At 62.8% G+C, this 15,127-nt stretch carries 14 protein-coding genes; 8 read left to right on the plus strand and 6 right to left on the minus strand.

Going from position 1 to position 15,127, the window contains the following annotated elements:
- Window positions 1-2 precede the first annotated feature (2 nt).
- The gene (locus CW305_RS01835; RefSeq protein WP_014819368.1) at window positions 3-968 is read right to left on the minus strand and encodes a response regulator; all 966 of its coding nucleotides are present in this window, start codon (window positions 966-968) and stop codon (window positions 3-5) included.
- A 157-nt stretch (window positions 969-1,125) separates the two neighbouring features.
- Here CW305_RS01835 and CW305_RS01840 point away from each other — a divergent pair, with 157 nt between their 5' ends.
- Both CW305_RS01840 and CW305_RS01845 read left to right on the plus strand, forming a co-directional pair.
- A complete protein-coding gene (locus CW305_RS01840) occupies window positions 1,126-1,605 on the plus strand; it encodes a YajQ family cyclic di-GMP-binding protein (RefSeq protein ID WP_003299849.1) in 480 nt (159 codons plus the stop codon).
- An 86-nt stretch (window positions 1,606-1,691) separates the two neighbouring features.
- Complete coding sequence (locus CW305_RS01845; RefSeq protein WP_104096957.1) at window positions 1,692-2,516, plus strand: mechanosensitive ion channel family protein; 825 nt, start codon at window positions 1,692-1,694, stop codon at window positions 2,514-2,516.
- A 60-nt stretch (window positions 2,517-2,576) separates the two neighbouring features.
- Here CW305_RS01845 and CW305_RS01850 read toward each other — a convergent pair whose 3' ends face one another.
- Window positions 2,577-4,277 carry an AmpG family muropeptide MFS transporter gene (locus CW305_RS01850; protein ID WP_014819369.1) on the minus strand — a complete coding sequence of 567 codons (1,701 nt, stop codon included), beginning with the start codon at window positions 4,275-4,277 and terminating at the stop codon, window positions 2,577-2,579.
- A 38-nt stretch (window positions 4,278-4,315) separates the two neighbouring features.
- Complete coding sequence (locus CW305_RS01855) at window positions 4,316-4,675, minus strand: MGMT family protein (RefSeq protein WP_104096958.1); 360 nt, start codon at window positions 4,673-4,675, stop codon at window positions 4,316-4,318.
- A 136-nt stretch (window positions 4,676-4,811) separates the two neighbouring features.
- Between CW305_RS01855 and CW305_RS01860 the strand changes: the two genes are divergently transcribed.
- Entirely contained in the window at window positions 4,812-5,816 is a 1,005-nt protein-coding gene (locus CW305_RS01860; protein ID WP_104096959.1) for a DUF481 domain-containing protein, read from the plus strand.
- Window positions 5,817-5,892: 76 nt separating this feature from the next.
- Here the strand turns inward: CW305_RS01860 and CW305_RS01865 are convergent, their stop codons facing one another.
- Window positions 5,893-6,651 carry an SDR family oxidoreductase gene (locus CW305_RS01865; RefSeq protein WP_104096960.1) on the minus strand — a complete coding sequence of 253 codons (759 nt, stop codon included), beginning with the start codon at window positions 6,649-6,651 and terminating at the stop codon, window positions 5,893-5,895.
- 100 nt (window positions 6,652-6,751) lie between these two features.
- On the opposite strand from CW305_RS01865, the gene CW305_RS01870 reads away from it, so the two are divergent.
- From CW305_RS01870 to CW305_RS01895, 5 genes are all read left to right on the plus strand, one after another.
- A complete protein-coding gene (locus CW305_RS01870) occupies window positions 6,752-7,459 on the plus strand; it encodes a HugZ family pyridoxamine 5'-phosphate oxidase (protein ID WP_104096961.1) in 708 nt (235 codons plus the stop codon).
- Window positions 7,460-7,590: 131 nt separating this feature from the next.
- Window positions 7,591-8,049: an FxsA family protein gene (locus CW305_RS01875; protein ID WP_014819374.1), complete on the plus strand. Its 459-nt coding sequence runs from the start codon at window positions 7,591-7,593 to the stop codon at window positions 8,047-8,049.
- Window positions 8,050-8,296: 247 nt separating this feature from the next.
- Window positions 8,297-8,590: a co-chaperone GroES gene (locus CW305_RS01885; RefSeq protein ID WP_003294630.1), complete on the plus strand. Its 294-nt coding sequence runs from the start codon at window positions 8,297-8,299 to the stop codon at window positions 8,588-8,590.
- Window positions 8,591-8,639: 49 nt separating this feature from the next.
- A complete protein-coding gene (groL, locus tag CW305_RS01890) occupies window positions 8,640-10,289 on the plus strand; it encodes a chaperonin GroEL (protein WP_003299861.1) in 1,650 nt (549 codons plus the stop codon).
- A gap of 167 nt (window positions 10,290-10,456) precedes the next feature.
- A complete protein-coding gene (locus CW305_RS01895; protein WP_036998941.1) occupies window positions 10,457-10,678 on the plus strand; it encodes a hypothetical protein in 222 nt (73 codons plus the stop codon).
- A 32-nt stretch (window positions 10,679-10,710) separates the two neighbouring features.
- Here CW305_RS01895 and CW305_RS01900 read toward each other — a convergent pair whose 3' ends face one another.
- Window positions 10,711-13,767 carry a multidrug efflux RND transporter permease subunit gene (locus CW305_RS01900; RefSeq protein ID WP_104096963.1) on the minus strand — a complete coding sequence of 1,019 codons (3,057 nt, stop codon included), beginning with the start codon at window positions 13,765-13,767 and terminating at the stop codon, window positions 10,711-10,713.
- A 67-nt stretch (window positions 13,768-13,834) separates the two neighbouring features.
- On the minus strand, window positions 13,835-14,971 hold the full coding sequence (locus tag CW305_RS01905) for an efflux RND transporter periplasmic adaptor subunit (RefSeq protein WP_103457707.1): 1,137 nt from the start codon (window positions 14,969-14,971) through the stop codon (window positions 13,835-13,837).
- Window positions 14,972-15,127: the final 156 nt, after the last annotated feature.

Raw genomic sequence — 15,127 nt, forward strand, 5'->3', positions numbered from 1 at the left:
CCTCAGGCCGACTGCTTCAGGCGCAACGGCACGATGCGGCCGGTGCTGTAGGCGCTCGGCAGCAGGGCGGCCGCGCGCTCGATGATGGTTTCAGGCGCGATCGGCAGCGCATCGGTGTCGAGGCTGATCAGACTGATTCCCGCCTTGATGGATACGAAACCCTCGCTGGTCTTCAGCGCCCTGAGGTTCAGGCCTTCATGCAGGCGCTTGAAGCTGCTTGGCGAGCACCCCTTGAGATCGTTGACCAGGGCCAGCAGGCCGAACTGGCTTTCATTGATTCGGCACACGACATCCAGCGGGCGGACGAGCTGCTGCAGGCGTGTGCCGATGGCGCTGAGGATTTCCGCGTAGACCGCATCGCCATAGCGCTCGCGCAGCGCATCGGCGTCGGGCAGGCCGATCTGCAGGTAGTACAGCGCCGTGCCGCGGTTCTCCATCTGGCGCAGGCTGGCCGCCAGGCGCTGGTGCATGTAGCGGGCGTTGCCGAGATGGGTCTGCGGGTCCTGCAGGCTCTGCCCTTCGAGGCTCGCGACATTCTCTGCGAGCTGGTGATTCTCCTGCTTGAGCCGTTGCAGCGAGCCGCATAGACGGTCGGCGGCGAAGATGCGCGGCAACAGCTGCTCGTTCATCGCCGACTTGCTGATGAAATCGTCAACGCCGTGGTCGAACGCCTGCCCCAGGGCGTTCTCGCTGTCACGGCCGGTGAGCAGGATGATGTAGCTGTAGTGCCCGCTCTGGGCGTCGCGCTGGCGAATCTGGCCGGTCAGCTCGAGGCCGTCCATTTCCGGCATCAGCCAGTCCGCCAGCAGGACATGCGCGGGGCGTTGCGAATGCTGCACCAGTGCGTCGGCGGCGCTGCTGGCGAAGCGGATATCCTGGTAGCCGGCCTTGCTCAGCGCGCGACCGATCATGACGCTGGAGAATTTGGCGTCATCGACGACGAGAATGCTCAGGAGAGGGTTGGGCATGGCAAGCTCAATCTATTGAAGGGGGACGTCCTGTCACTCCTTGCCGTAGGGCGGGCGCTGACACGTCGAATCGTTATAATGACCGCGCTTTCTTAACCGTCAAGACATACGCGCTCGGCTCATGCGGCCGGTCGCGCTATACAGTGGAGGAATCCCCATGCCCTCGTTCGACGTGGTGTCCGAACTGGACAAGCACGAAGTCACCAACGCGGTCGATAACGCGATCAAGGAACTGGATCGTCGTTACGATCTGCGCGGCAAAGGCAGCTTCGAGCATAAGGATCTGACCGTGCAGCTGACGGCGGACGCCGAGTTCCAATTGGAGCAGATGCTCGAGATCCTCAAGTTGAGCCTGGTCAAACGCAAGATCGATATCCAGTGCCTGGAGATCAAGGACGCCTACGCTTCCGGCAAGAGCACCAAGCAGGAAGTGGTGCTGCGCGAGGGCATCGACAAGGAGCTGGCGAAGAAGATCGTCGCCTACATCAAGGATGCCAAGCTCAAGGTGCAGGCCGCCATCCAGGGTGAGCAGGTACGCGTCACCGGCAAGAAGCGCGACGACCTGCAGGAAGCCATCGCCCTGCTGCGTGGCCACGAATTCGGCATGCCGCTGCAGTTCAACAACTTCCGCGACTGATCCTCCCTCCGCGCCTCGGCGCGTGCATTCCCCCGCTTTCCGTCGGTGCTCGCGCTGCGGGCACCGATCCTCACAAGGAGTAATCCATGGACCTGAGTGTCGACTACCTGGTCGATCTTTCCGAATCTTGGCTGCCTGTGGTGCTGCAATACGGTGCCCAGGTGACCCTGGCGATATTGACCCTGCTGTTCGGCTGGTGGTTGATCAACACCCTGACCGGGAAGGTCGCCAGCCTGCTGCAGCGTCGTCATGTGGATCCGACCCTGCACGGTTTCATCGGCAGCCTCGCCAGCATCGTGCTCAAGGTGCTGCTGCTGGTCAGCGTGGCCTCGATGATCGGCGTGGAGACCACCTCGTTCATCGCCGTGATCGGTGCCGCCGGCCTGGCCATCGGTCTGGCGTTGCAGGGCAGCCTGGCGAACTTCGCTGGCGGCGTGCTGATTCTGCTGTTCCGTCCGATTCGGGTCGGCGAGTGGATCGAAGCCCAGGGCGTAGCGGGCACCGTGCATTCCATCCAGATATTCCATACGGTGCTCAAGTCTGCCGACAACAAGACCATCGTGGTGCCCAACGGCAGTCTGTCCAACGGTCATATCACCAACTACTCCCGCGAACCGCGGCGTCGTGCCGATATCAACGTCGGCATCGATTACGGCGCAGACATCAAGCTGGCGCGGCAGATACTGCTGGACATCGCGCAGGACGAGCGCGTGTTGCGCGACCCCGAGCCGGTGGTATTCGTCACTGGGCTGGGGGACAGCTCGGTCAATCTGTCGTTGCGGGTCTGGGTCGCGACCGGTGATTTCTGGCCGGTGACCTTCGGTTTCACCGAACTGGTGAAGGAGCGTTTCGACGAGGCGGGGATCGGCATTCCGTTTCCGCAGCGCGTGGTGCACCTGGTTCAGAGCTGAGGTCTTGCCTGAACGAAGCGAAGCCGGCATTTGCCGGCTTCGTCGTTTCTGCTTGTCGCCTCAGGAATGTTCGGAGGCTGTTTCGTGCGGCGTGTCGTCCGGCTGCTGGCGGGTTCTGCGCCACTGCCAGACGATCAGAATCAGCGTCGGCACACCAAGCAACGCGGTGACCAGGAAGAAGTCGCTGTAGCCGAGGTGTTCCACCATGACCCCGGAGTAGCCACCCAGCAGACGGGGCAGCAACAGCATGAGCGAACTCAGCAGGGCGTATTGGGTGGCCGAGAACTTCAGGTTGGTCAGGCTGGACAGATAGGCGACGAAGGCGGTGGAGGCGAGGCCGCCGCTGAAGTTGTCGCAGGAGATGGTGACGATCAACATGTTCAGATTCGCGCCCATCTCGACCAGCAGCATGAACATCAGGTTGGTCGCTGCCGAGGCGACTCCGCCGATGAACAGGATCGGCAGGATGCTGAAACGCACGATAAGCAAGCCGCCGAAGGCCGCGCCGAGCAGCGTCATCACCAGACCGAACAGCTTGCTGACGCTGGCGATCTCGTCCTTGGAAAAACCCTGATCGATGTAGAACACGTTGGCCATCACGCCCATCACCGTGTCCGACATTCGGTAGGTGGCGATCAGCCCCAACAGCAGCAGCGCCTGCCAGCGGTAACGCAGGATGAAGTCGGTGATCGGCGTCAGCACCGGCCCCATCAGGATGCGCCCGGGTGCCGACAGGCAGCCCCAGCAGATCAGCAGGTACATGGTGCCGCGTGGCCAGTAGCCGCCCCAGTAGGACTGGAACATGCCGGTGGTGGAGACCATCAGGATGATCAGCACGATCACTGACACCGCCTGGTGGGCGAAGTCGAAGCGCGCCGGGCGCTGGCGTTGCTTGGCTTGGCTGAAGATATGGCGTACCGGTACGAACAGCGCCCGGCCCATCGGCGAAATGCTGCCGAGAATGAACAGCGCATACAGCGTCGCTCGTGGCCAGGCCTGGGCGATCAGCGCGTTGATCATCGCCGGTATCGAGATCAGCAGCACCAGCAGCAGGCCGACTGCAGCGAGCTGGTGATTGAAACTGTAGCGCGAGGGCTCGTTGGGCAGCGGCGCGGCGGCGTCCGGCTCGCGGATCACCAGGCTGGTGATCAACCCGGGAAGGATCAGCAGGGCGAAGGCGAGATAGGTCGTGGTCCAGGCTGCCTGGTTGTAATCGAGGCTGCTCGAGCCCAGCCATTCGGCAAGGAAGAGCGCACCGGCACTGGCGAGCAGCATGGCGATGCGATAGCCAGTCATGTAACTGGCAGCGAGGGTCGCCTGCAACTTGTCCTCGGCGATCTCCAGGCGATAGGCATCGATGGCGATGTCCTGGGTAGCCGATGAAAACGCCACGACCACCGCCAGCGCGATGAGCATCGTGAGGTTGTATTGCGGATTGCACAGGGCCATGCCAACCAAGCCAATGGCGATCAGCGCCTGCGACAGCACGAGCCACGAGCGTCTACGCCCGAGCGCGCCGATCCAGGGCAGTCGCCACTGGTCGAGCATCGGCGACCAGACCCATTTGAATGCATACGCCAGGCTGATCCAACTGGCAAAACCGATGGTTTCCCGTGAGACGCCCGCTTCACGCAGCCAGACCGACAGCGTGGAGAACACCAGAACGGCGGGAAGACCCGCAGCGAAACCCAGCAACAGCAGGGCCAGCGTAGCGGGGCTGGCGTAGGCGGCTAGCGCATCGCGCCAGGTTTCACGGGACATACATCGAGAATCTGTGCAGTTTGGACGAAGCGCGCACTCTAACCGCTGTGCTCCGTCGAATGCCAGCCGTGCCGACGCATGTCCACCCGGTCGTTGATGATGGTCAGCCCTTCGGCCCGCAGGCGCATGCGCTGCTCGTGACCGGCCACCGTGCCGGCCGGCAGGCTGAGGCGTCCGCCGGAGGCGATCACCCGGTGCCAGGGCAGGCTGGTGCCATCGGGCAGCTGAGACATCAACCGGCCAACCCAACGGGCTGCGCGACCGAGTCCGGCCATGGCGGCCAGTTCGCCGTAGCTCACCACCTTGCCGGGGGGTATCTGCGACATCACCAGATAAACGGCGGCACGCCGTGCATCGGCGTCGGCAGCGGGTGGCAGCAGCGGTGGAAGGTCGGTCATGACAGGTGCTCCGGTGCAGGCAGACATACTGCGCGCTGAACTAGCGCTCCATTCGGCGGTCTTTGCTTGCTGTAGCTAAACGCATAGGGATAATGCCAGCCTTTCAACCGCCTTCGACCAGATTTTCAGCACATATATGTTCTCCAGAACCCTGCTTTGCGTGACCCTTTCCGCCATTGCCCTGCCTTCGTTCGCCGACACCGTGTGGTTGAAGAATGGTGATCGCCTGACTGGCAAGATCAGTGTGCTCGACGGCGGCAAGCTGCTAATCGAAACCGAATACGGCGGCTCGATTCCGCTGAAGTGGAGCAAGATTGCCACGCTGGAAAGCGACCAGAAGCTGCTGATCAAGCAGAACGACGTGACCGGCGAGGTCGCTCAGTCGTTGCAGGCAGCCGACGAGGGCAAGGTCGTCATCGCCAACGGTGCCGCGCCGCGCACGGTGGAATTGGCAAGCATCACGCAGATCATCCATCCCAAGCCGTTGATCCAGGATTTCACCTGGAGCGGCAACGTGGATGTGGCAATGGATTACAAGCGTGCCGAAACCGATACCGATGACTATGATGTCTCCTTCGACACCAAGGCGCGGCATGGGCTCTGGCGCCACAACGGCACCGGTAACTACAACCGTGAGTACCGCGACGGCGTCACCGTCACCGACAACTGGGATGCCGAATACGCGCTGGACCGCTTCCTCGACGAGCACTGGTTCTGGCAGGGGCGCCTGAGCTACAAGCGCGACCAGATCGAAGATGTTCGTCGTCAGCGCACTATCGGTACCGGTCCGGGTTATCAGTTCTGGGACAACGAGCTTGGCGCCTTCTCGCTGGCCGGGCTGATCAACCGTAGCGACTACGAGTTTGCCGACGGCGACAAGGAAAACTTCTATCTGGCGGCGATGAAGTGGGACTACAACCGCTATCTGGTGGGCAAGACCTTCGAGCTGTTCAGCACCGGTGAGCTCGGCAAGCCGCTGGAAAATGTCGCCGACTATGCCCTGGATGCCGAGGTTGGCCTGCGTTACAAGGTCACCGACTGGGCGTCGCTGAACATGAAGGCAGAGAAGGACATCATCAGCGGTGCCGACAACGACCTCGACGAGACCCGCTACAGCATCGGGTTCGGTGTGGGCTGGTAAGCGAATTCCGTCCGTTGCGCATATAAAAGAAAGGCAGCCAGATGGCTGCCTTTTCTTTTTGGCGCTGACGACACGCTCAGAGGCGCAGGCCGCCGTCGAGTTCGAGAATGCGTCCGGTGTAATAGTCATTCTCGAAGATGTAGGCCACCGAGTGGGCGATCTCGGCCGGCTTGCCCATGCGCCTGAGCGGGATGCCGGAGGTCATCTTTTCCAGCGCTTCGGGTTTCATGCTGGCAACCATCTCCGTCTCGATGAAGCCCGGCGCCACGCCCGCAACGCGGATGCCGTAACGCGCCAGCTCCTTGGCCCAGACCACGGTGGCCGAGGCCACGCCGGCCTTGGCGGCGGAGTAGTTGGTCTGACCCATGTTGCCGGCGCGGGAGATCGAGGAGATGTTGATGATCGCGCCCTCGCTCTTCAGTTCGACCATCTTCGCCGCGACTTCGCGGGTGCAGAGGAACACCCCGGTCAGGTTGACGTCGATCACCGCCTGCCACTGCGCCAGGCTCATCTTGCTGATCTCGCCGTCCTTGACCTTGAGCAGCAGACCGTCGCGCAGGATGCCGGCATTGTTCACCAGGCCATGCAGGTCGCCGAAGTCCTCGGCCACGCGCGCAACCATATCGCTGACCTGCTCTTCATTGGCGACGTTGCACAGGTAGGCGCGGGCGTCACCGCCAGCGGCCTTGCAGGCCGCGACTGCCTCATCCAGACGCTCCTGATTCAGGTCCACCAGTGCCAGCCGCGCGCCCTTGCTCGCCAGGTACTCGCCCATGGCGCGGCCGAGGCCCTGGCCGCCGCCGGTGATGATGATGACTTTGTCTTGAAGCTGCATGCCTATCTCCATGTGGTCGTTCTGCTGCGGGAACGACGCCCGCCGGGGAAACCGTTATGCTGAGCGCCCGTCGATCCGGACCCGTCTCGAGGAGCCTCAGGTGAGCGCCGAAGCCAGCAAGCATGCCCGACAACTCCTGCTCAAGGAATACCGCGGCGTGCTCTCCACCCATTCCCAGGCCATGCCCGGCTTTCCGTTCGGCTCGGTAGTGCCTTACTGTCTGGACGCCAATGGCTGGCCGCTGATCCTGATCAGCCGCATCGCCCAGCACACGCGCAATCTGAAGGCCGATGGGCGGTGCTCGCTGCTGGTCGGCGAACGCGCCGCCGAGGATGTGCAGGCGGCCGGTCGACTCACGCTGCTTGCCGAAGCCCGTCAGCTCGCCGAGCCCGCTGCAATCGAGTCGGCGGCACAGCGCTACTACCGCTACTTTCCCGAGTCGCGCGACTACCATCGTGTGCATGACTTCGATTTCTGGGTGCTGGAGCCGGTGCGCTGGCGCTACATCGGCGGCTTCGGCGCCATTCACTGGCTGGACCACGTCGCGCTGGCCAATCCCTTCGCGATCGAAAGCGGCGAGGTGGAGCAGGGCATGGTCGAGCACATGAACGATGACCACGCCGCTGCCATCGCCCGCTATGTCGAACAGGCGGGGCTGCCGCAGAGCGCGCCAGCGCAAATGGTCGGGATCGATAGCGAGGGCTTCCATCTGCGTATCGGCCAGGCACTGCATTGGCTGGCGTTTCCGGAGCCATGCGAAACGCCAATGGCGGTGCGCCAGGCGCTGGCTGCCATGGCGCGAGGTTGAGGGGATTCAGTTTCGCTTCAGCCGTGTCGCGCATAATCCGGTTACAGGCCAATTGTCACCCGGGTTGAATTAGACCCCTCCTGCCGCCATCTACAGAGGACTGGAAGCTGATCTTCCGTCAAGGACCATCGATGCGAATCTTCTTTGTACTGTTTCTGTTGTTTCCGCTGGCCGAGCTGTATGTGCTGATCAAGGTCGGCGGCTCCATTGGCGCGCTGGCGACCATCCTGCTGCTGGTGCTCAGTGGCATCGCCGGCATTCTGCTGCTGCGCCTGGCGGGTTTCGCCACCGCCTGGCGCGCCCGCGAACGTCTGGCGCGCGGTGAACTGCCCGAGCGCGAGATGCTGCAGGGGCTGATGATGGCCATTGGCGGTGGCTTGCTGTTCCTACCCGGTTTCATCAGCGATGTGCTGGCGCTGGTTGTGCTTTTCCCACCGACACGCAACTTCCTGTTCCGCCAGATCAATCGGCGGATCGAGGCGCAGGTGCGCCGCCAGCGTGCTTTTGCCGACGATCTGCAGGCGCGCTCCAACCCGCAGCGGCCGAACGTGATCGAAGGCGAGTGGGAGCGCAATGACCGCGACCGCTAGGCTGCTCAGCCGACAATCCGGCATGCCATCAGGCATGCCGGTTTCGTTTGTGGCCATGAAAATTTCATCTGCGCCCCTTGAAATGCACTTGAACGCCCGCATGTAGCGGACACCGCAAGGTCGCTGTCGTGTTCGACAGTCCGTCTTCTGCGGCTCGCATCGCGGGCCGCAACCGGCACAGCCGGATTTGCCCAACCCGCCGATGAAGGTCATCGGCATGGAACAACTCTACTAGGAGAGATCGACAATGAAGCTTCGTCCTCTGCATGACCGCGTCGTGATTCGTCGCAGCGAAGAAGAAACCAAGACCGCAGGCGGCATCGTCCTGCCGGGCTCCGCTGCCGAGAAGCCGAACCGTGGCGAAGTCGTTGCTGTGGGTACCGGCCGCGTGCTGGACAACGGCGAAGTACGCGCCCTGGCCGTGAAGGTCGGCGACAAGGTGGTGTTCGGCCCTTATTCGGGTAGCAACACCGTCAAGGTTGACGGCGAAGACCTGCTGGTGATGAGCGAGAACGAAATTCTCGCTGTCGTCGAAGCCTGATCGCCCCGCGAATCTCCGTAAATAATTCAAGAATTGAGGATCAATCAACATGGCTGCTAAAGAAGTCAAATTCGGCGACTCCGCACGCAAGAAGATGCTGGTCGGTGTGAACGTCCTGGCTGATGCCGTTAAAGCGACCCTCGGCCCGAAAGGCCGCAACGTCGTGCTGGAGAAGAGCTTCGGTGCTCCGACCATCACCAAGGACGGCGTTTCCGTCGCCAAGGAAATCGAGCTGAAGGACCGCTTCGAGAACATGGGCGCCCAGCTGGTCAAGGACGTAGCGTCCAAGGCCAACGACGAGGCCGGTGACGGCACCACCACCGCTACCGTTCTGGCCCAGGCTATCGTCAATGAAGGCCTGAAGGCTGTCGCTGCCGGCATGAACCCGATGGACCTGAAGCGCGGCATCGACAAGGCCACCATCGCCATCGTCGCCGAGCTGAAGAACCTGGCCAAGCCGTGCACCGACTCCAAGGCCATCGCTCAGGTTGGCACCATCTCCGCCAACTCCGACTCCTCCATCGGTGACATCATCGCCGAAGCCATGGAGCGTGTAGGCAAGGAAGGCGTCATCACCGTCGAGGAAGGTTCGGGTCTGGAGAACGAGCTGTCCGTCGTAGAAGGCATGCAGTTCGATCGCGGCTACCTGTCGCCGTACTTCATCAACAAGCCGGACACCATGGTCGCCGAGCTGGACAGCCCGCTGCTGCTGCTGGTCGACAAGAAGATCTCCAACATCCGCGAACTGCTGCCGGTGCTGGAAGCTGTTGCCAAGGCCGGTCGCCCGCTGCTGATCGTTGCCGAAGACGTCGAAGGCGAAGCCCTGGCGACTCTGGTGGTCAACAACATGCGCGGCATCGTCAAGGTTGCTGCAGTCAAGGCCCCGGGCTTTGGCGATCGCCGCAAGGCCATGCTGCAGGACATCGCCATCCTGACTGGCGGTACCGTGATTTCCGAAGAAGTCGGCCTGAGCCTGGAAACCGCTACCCTGGAGCACCTGGGTAACGCCAAGCGCGTCGTGCTGAACAAGGAAAACACCACCATCATCGACGGTGCTGGTCAGCAGGCCGATATCGAAGCCCGCGTTGCGCAGATCCGCAAGCAGGTCGAAGACACCACCTCCGACTACGACAAAGAGAAGCTGCAAGAGCGTCTGGCCAAGCTGGCCGGCGGTGTTGCCGTGATCAAGGTCGGTGCCGGTACCGAAGTCGAGATGAAAGAGAAGAAGGCCCGCGTTGAAGACGCCCTGCACGCGACCCGTGCTGCCGTCGAAGAAGGCGTGGTTCCTGGCGGTGGCGTTGCCCTGGTGCGCGCTCTGCAGGCCATCTCCGAGCTGAAGGGCGAGAACGAAGACCAGAACGTTGGTATCGCACTGCTGCGTCGCGCTGTCGAAGCACCGCTGCGCCAGATCGTCTCCAACGCCGGCGGCGAGCCAAGCGTAGTGGTCGACAAGGTCAAGCAGGGTGAAGGCAACTACGGCTTCAACGCTGCTTCCGACACCTACGGCGACATGATCGAGATGGGTATTCTCGACCCGGCCAAGGTGACCCGTTCGGCTCTGCAAGCTGCAGCGTCCATCGGCAGCCTGATGATCACCACCGAAGCGATGATCGCTGAAGTGGCTGAAGACAAGGCCGCCGGCGGCATGCCGGACATGGGTGGCATGGGCGGTATGGGTGGCATGGGCGGCATGATGTAAGCCGAACGGCCCTTAGCTACAAAAAGAACCCCGCCTCGTGCGGGGTTTTTTTATGCCTGCTGAACAGTGACGTCACAGGCCGTACATACCGTTCGTCCAAAATTGCACAGGAATTAAACAACTGAACTACGGTCAGTTAACTACTCGCTTAATCAAGGGCTTACGCCATGAAGCTGGAAATAGCTCGAGGATTGTTTCTGGTTGGCGCTCTGGGAGTGACCACGCTGTGCGTGGCGGCCTGGAATGAGCCCGGAGCGACGCTGGTGCAGAGCAGCGAAAGCCGCAGCTATTGTCCGGTGCCGCCTGGTGGGCGCCCGCAGTTCGAGGCGATGCGTCCTGATCAGGATTTGCTGTTGTTGCTGTATGGCTTGTCCCAGGGCATGCGGTGAGCTGGAGGCTATCCTCGCAGCCCACACCGCACTCAGCCGGCGCTCGGTACGGCCGCCGCGGACGGGCTTTGGTCGGGCTTGGCCAGCAGGTCATAGACCGCCGGTAGCACGAACAGGGTGAACAGCGTGCCCACCGACATGCCGGTGGCAATCACCAGGCCGATGTCGAACCGGCTGACCGCGCCGGCCCCACTGGCAATGATCAGCGGCACCATGCCGAACACCGTCGCCGCTGTGGTCATCAGCACCGGCCGCAGGCGAATCGCCGCCGCTTCTTCCACCGCTTCGCGTCGACTCAGGCCCTGTTCGCGGCGCAGCTGATTGGCGAACTCGACGATCATGATGCCGTGCTTGCTGATCAAGCCGATCAGCGTCACCAGGCCCACCTGGGTATAGATGTTCATGCTCGACAGGCCAAGGAACAGCGGCACCAGCGCGCCGCAGACCGACAGCGGCACGGTGACCAGGATCACCAGAGGATCGCGGAAGCTCTCGAACTGCGCGGCCAGGACCAGGAAGATCACCGCCAATGCCAGCGCGAAGGTCAGGTACAGCGCGTTGCCTTCCTGGATGTACTGGCGCGAGGCGCCGGCGTAATCGAAGCTGAAACCTTCGGGCGCTTCTTCGCGGGCGATGGTCTGCAGCGTTTCGATCGCCTCGCCCATGCTGACGATCGGAAAGCCCTGGATCATCGCGGCGTTGAGTTGCTGGAACTGCTTGAGCTGAGTCGGTCGGGCGCGATCGTGCACCTGGATCAGCGTCGACAGCGGCAGCATCTGGCCATGCCCATTGCGCACGTAGTAGTTGCTCAGCCAGTCCGGGTTGTCGCGGTAGGCGCGCTCGACCTGGGCGATGACCTTGTAGCTGCGGCCTTCGATGGTGAAACGGTTGATCTCGCCTTCGCCGAGCAGGGTGCTCAGGGTCAGGCCGAGGTCTTCCATGGAGACGCCCATCTGCGCGGCCTTCTCGCGGTCGATCTCGACCACGATCTCCGGCTTGTCGAAGGCCAGGTCCACGTCGAGGAAGGCGAACTTGCCGGACTCCTCGGCGCGCTTGCGGATGCGCTCGGTCACCTGCAGCAGCGTCTCGTAGTCGTTGGCGGTGTTGATCACGAACTGGAAGGGCAGGCCTTCGCCAGTGCCCGGCAGCGAAGGCAGGTTGAAACCGAAGATCTGCAGGCCCGGCAGGCGATCGAGTTTGGCCTGCACCTCGGGAAGGATTTCCATCTGCGAGCGCTCGCGCTCGTCCCAGGGTTTGAGCAGGAAGCCGCCGATGCCGCTCTGCACGCCGTCGAAACCGTTGATCTGGAACCAGGAGTAGTACTCCGGAAAGCTCTTGAAGATCTCCAGGAACTGGTCGGTGTAGGCGTTCAGGTAGTCCAGGTTGGCGGTCTTCGGTGCGCTGGCCATCATGAAGACGATGCCCTGGTCCTCCTCCGGTGCCAGTTCGCTCTCGGTGAACATCAGCAGCACCGGAATCAGCGCCAGCACGAGCACGGCGAACACCAGTACCACCGGGCGGGTATTGAGGGTGCCGTGCAGCGCGTGCTGGTAACGCTGCTTGAGGCGTTCGAACAGTTCGTCCAGGCGATGGGCGAAGCCGCTGGGGTTCTCCTCATGACGCAGCAGCTTCGAACACATCATCGGTGAAAGCGTCAGCGCCACGACTCCGGAAATCAGCACCGCGCCGGCCAGGGTCAGGGCGAACTCCTGAAACAGCGCGCCGGTCAGCCCCTGCAGGAAGCCGATGGGTGCATAGACCGCCGCCAGGGTGATGGTCATGGTCACCACCGGCATGGCGATTTCCCGTGCGCCGTCGATGGCCGCCTGGAACGGTGACTTGCCCTGTTCTATATGCCGGTGGATGTTCTCCACCACGACGATGGCATCGTCCACCACCAGGCCGATCGCCAGCACCATGGCCAGCAGCGTCAGCAGGTTGATCGAGTAGCCCATCGCCTGCATGAAGAACAGCACGCCGATCATCGACAGCGGGATGGTCACCACCGGAATCAGTACCGTGCGCAGCGAGCCGAGGAACAGGAAGACCACGACGATGACGATCACCGCGGCCTCGGCCAGGGTCTTCACCACCTCGTCGATGGAGGCCTGGATGAACTCGGTGGCGTCATAGGCGATGGTCGCCTTCAGGCCCGGCGGCAGCTGTGCCTCGATCTGCGGCATGATCGCGCGCACTTCCTTGATCACGTCCAGCGGGTTGGCGCTGGGTGTGCCCTTGATGCCGATATAGACCGAGGGGATACCGTCGAACGAGCTGATCGAGTTGTAGCTTTCGGCGCCCATCTCCACCCGCGCCACATCACCCAGCAGAACGCGACTGTCGCCCTGCGTGCGCAGCGGGATGGCGGCGAACGCTTCCGGCGTCTTCAGTTCGGTGTCGGCGTTGATGCTGGTGACCACATACTGGCCCTTCACTTCGCCGGCCGCCGAGAGGAAGTTGTACTTGCGCACCGCCTCGTTCACGTCGCTGGCGGAAACCCCGTAGGCCGCGAGCTTCACCGGGTCCAGCCAGAGGCGCATGGCGAACACCTGGTTGCCGAGAATTTCCGCTTCGGCCATGCCCGGCAGCGTCGCCAGCTTGGGCTGGATGACCCGCGACAGGTAGTCGGTGATCTGCGGGTTGCTCAGCTGGTCGCTGTAGAAGCTGATGTACATCAGCGCGGTGGAGTCGGCCGCCTGCTTGTTCAGCACCGGGTCCTCGGCATCCTGCGGCAGCTGGTTCTTCACCGAGTTGGCCTGGCTCAGCAGCTCGGTGTAGAGGCGATCGGTGTCGGCACCGATGCGCGCATAGACGGAGATCACCGAGGCGTTCTGCTGGCTGACCGAGGTCATGTAGTCGACGCCTTCGGCGCTGGCCAGACTCTGCTGCAACGGCTGGGTGATGTAGCCCTGGATGGTCTCGGCGTTGGCGCCGGGGTAGGCGGTGGTCACCGTGATCAGCGCACTTTCCATTTGCGGGTACTGACGGATGGTCAGGCTGTTGAAGGCCTGGATGCCGAGCAGCACGATCAGCAGGCTGATGACGCTCGCCAGCACGGGGCGGCGGATGAAGGGGTCGGTGAACGCCATGGGAAGTCCCTGGAACCTTGTCTGAGTCTGCTGTGCGTCGGCCTGCCGCGTGAGGAACAGGCTTTTTCTATTCGGTCGCCGGCTGCTGAGAGCCTTCCAGCTTGAGCGTGCGGCTTTCGGCGATGGCGACATGGGTGCCGCTGTCCAGCTTGAGCTGGCCGGCGGTGATCACCTGTTCGCCGCCCTCCAGGCCGTCGAGGACGACCGTCAGTCCGTCGCGCCGCTCGCCGGTGGTGACGAAGCGGCGCTCAACCACCAGGTAGGGCTCGTCGCTGCTGACGCCTTCCGGCGGCGTGCCCTCGGTCACCAGCAGCACCGAGTTGCCATACAGGGTGTAGGTGATGGCGGTTTCCGGGACCACCACCTGGGCGGTCTCGGTCGGCAGCAGCACCTGCAGGTCGGCAAACATGCCGGGCAGCAGACGTCCGTCCGGATTGCCCAGTTCGGCGCGCACCTGAACGTTGCGGGTAGTGGTTTCCACCTTCGGGTTCAGCGCGCTGATCACGCCTTCGAAGCGTTCGCCGGGATAGGCGGCGACCTTTAGCTGCACTCGCTGGCCGAGCTTCAGCAGCGGCACATGCTGCTCGGCGAGGAAGAAGTCGACATACAGCGTGGACAGGTCCTGAAGCGTCGCGATTGGCGTGCCGGCGGCAATATAGTCGCCGACATCCACCTGACGGATGCCGATGGTGCCGGAGAAGGGCGCCAGGATGCGCTTCTTCGACAGACTGGCGCGCAGCTGCGCGACGCTGGCCGCGGCCTTCTGCGATTCGGCATTGAGCCGGTCGTACTCACTGCGCGAAATGGCCTGGCGATCCAGCAGGCTACGCGCGCGCTGGAATTCCAGGCGCGACAGGTTGAGGTCGGCTTCGGCGCTGGTCAGGCTGGCCTGCTCCATCTCGCTGTCGAGCAGCACGATGGCCTGGCCCTTGCTGACCTTCTCGCCGGACTGGAACTGCACGTCGGTAATCGTTCCGGCGATCTCGACGCTGAGGTCGATGCCCTGCGACGCCTTGAGCGTGCCGATGGCTGGCAGGCGGCTTTGCCAGTCCATGCGGCGGGCGAGCTCGGTTTCGACGTCGATCGCAGGCTTGGGCGCCTGGAACTGTTGAATCTGCTGATAGATCGAGTTGAATTTGAGCGAGGCAAGAATCGCAACGACGACGACAACCGCGCCCAGCATGAACAGCATGCGGCGCAACATTTTCCGATTTCCTTGGAGATGTGAGCCGGCTGTCTACTGCCGTGATCGAGGCAGCCGTTCGAACGGTCCGGTCGCCAGCTTCGGCGACCTGCTGGCACCTGACTCAGCAGGACCGGAGAGCGAGGAACTTAGCCCCGAAACGAGGCCAAGTAAAGG

It is taken from the genome of Stutzerimonas kunmingensis (assembly GCF_002929225.1).
In the GTDB taxonomy this organism is placed as follows: Bacteria; Pseudomonadota; Gammaproteobacteria; order Pseudomonadales; family Pseudomonadaceae; genus Stutzerimonas.